The 2045-nt window shown below is 55.7% G+C and carries 1 rRNA gene; it reads left to right on the top strand.

Annotated elements, in window-relative coordinates:
* Positions 1–194: 194 nt before the first annotated feature.
* A 16S ribosomal RNA gene (locus ACFC1K_RS19725) occupies positions 195–1716 on the top strand.
* Positions 1717–2045: the final 329 nt, after the last annotated feature.

The raw sequence follows: 2045 nt of genomic DNA, 5'->3' as shown, positions 1-2045 counted from the left end.
GGTGCGTCCGATCTTTGAGAACTCAACAGCGTGCACTTGTCAAATGCCAATTTTTTTCTCTGTCGACCAGTTTTGCTGGTTGGTGGGGGTCTTTTTTGGATCAATTCATGGATGTCAGTTTGATATTCGTTTTTGGTCATGGTTGAACTCGCTGCTCTTTTTACCGTTTTTCCCGGTGGGGGTGGCAATCATTTTTTATGGAGAGTTTGATCCTGGCTCAGGATGAACGCTGGCGGCGTGCTTAACACATGCAAGTCGAACGGTGAAGCCAAGCTTGCTTGGTGGATCAGTGGCGAACGGGTGAGTAACACGTGAGCAACCTGCCCTGGACTCTGGGATAAGCGCTGGAAACGGCGTCTAATACTGGATATGAGCTTTCACCGCATGGTGGGGGTTGGAAAGATTTTTCGGTCTGGGATGGGCTCGCGGCCTATCAGCTTGTTGGTGAGGTAATGGCTCACCAAGGCGTCGACGGGTAGCCGGCCTGAGAGGGTGACCGGCCACACTGGGACTGAGACACGGCCCAGACTCCTACGGGAGGCAGCAGTGGGGAATATTGCACAATGGGCGGAAGCCTGATGCAGCAACGCCGCGTGAGGGATGACGGCCTTCGGGTTGTAAACCTCTTTTAGCAAGGAAGAAGCGAAAGTGACGGTACTTGCAGAAAAAGCGCCGGCTAACTACGTGCCAGCAGCCGCGGTAATACGTAGGGCGCAAGCGTTATCCGGAATTATTGGGCGTAAAGAGCTCGTAGGCGGTTTGTCGCGTCTGCTGTGAAATCCCGAGGCTCAACCTCGGGCCTGCAGTGGGTACGGGCAGACTAGAGTGCGGTAGGGGAGATTGGAATTCCTGGTGTAGCGGTGGAATGCGCAGATATCAGGAGGAACACCGATGGCGAAGGCAGATCTCTGGGCCGTAACTGACGCTGAGGAGCGAAAGGGTGGGGAGCAAACAGGCTTAGATACCCTGGTAGTCCACCCCGTAAACGTTGGGAACTAGTTGTGGGGTCCTTTCCACGGATTCCGTGACGCAGCTAACGCATTAAGTTCCCCGCCTGGGGAGTACGGCCGCAAGGCTAAAACTCAAAGGAATTGACGGGGACCCGCACAAGCGGCGGAGCATGCGGATTAATTCGATGCAACGCGAAGAACCTTACCAAGGCTTGACATACACGAGAACACCCTAGAAATAGGGGACTCTTTGGACACTCGTGAACAGGTGGTGCATGGTTGTCGTCAGCTCGTGTCGTGAGATGTTGGGTTAAGTCCCGCAACGAGCGCAACCCTCGTTCTATGTTGCCAGCACGTAATGGTGGGAACTCATGGGATACTGCCGGGGTCAACTCGGAGGAAGGTGGGGATGACGTCAAATCATCATGCCCCTTATGTCTTGGGCTTCACGCATGCTACAATGGCCGGTACAAAGGGCTGCAATACCGTGAGGTGGAGCGAATCCCAAAAAGCCGGTCCCAGTTCGGATTGAGGTCTGCAACTCGACCTCATGAAGTCGGAGTCGCTAGTAATCGCAGATCAGCAACGCTGCGGTGAATACGTTCCCGGGTCTTGTACACACCGCCCGTCAAGTCATGAAAGTCGGTAACACCTGAAGCCGGTGGCCCAACCCTTGTGGAGGGAGCCGTCGAAGGTGGGATCGGTAATTAGGACTAAGTCGTAACAAGGTAGCCGTACCGGAAGGTGCGGCTGGATCACCTCCTTTCTAAGGAGCACCTCAACCCGCAAGGGTTGCAGGAACCTCAGCAGAGCGAATGTCTCTGCGGGGGCTCATGGGTGGAACATTTGACATGGCATCAGCGCAGCTGATTCCTACTAGTACGCCGCGTCCTTTCGGGGGTGTGGTTGGAGGGTGGGGGTTGGGGAGCGGGGTGCCTGCACGCTGTTGGGTCCTGAGGGACCGGACGCTGCTCTTCGGAGTGGTGTGCAACTCTCTAGGGCCTCTGCTGCCGGCCGGTTGGTCGTGTGGTGGGGGTGCCGCCCGTACTTTGAGAACTACACAGTGGACGCGAGCATCTTTGCAAGATGACCCTT

It is taken from the genome of Microbacterium sp. NPDC056057 (assembly GCF_042266945.1).
Lineage (GTDB): Bacteria > Actinomycetota > Actinomycetes > Actinomycetales > Microbacteriaceae > Microbacterium > Microbacterium trichothecenolyticum_C.
The sequence above is the reverse complement of the archived record's forward strand: the minus strand, read 5'-3'. Positions and strand labels throughout refer to the sequence as shown.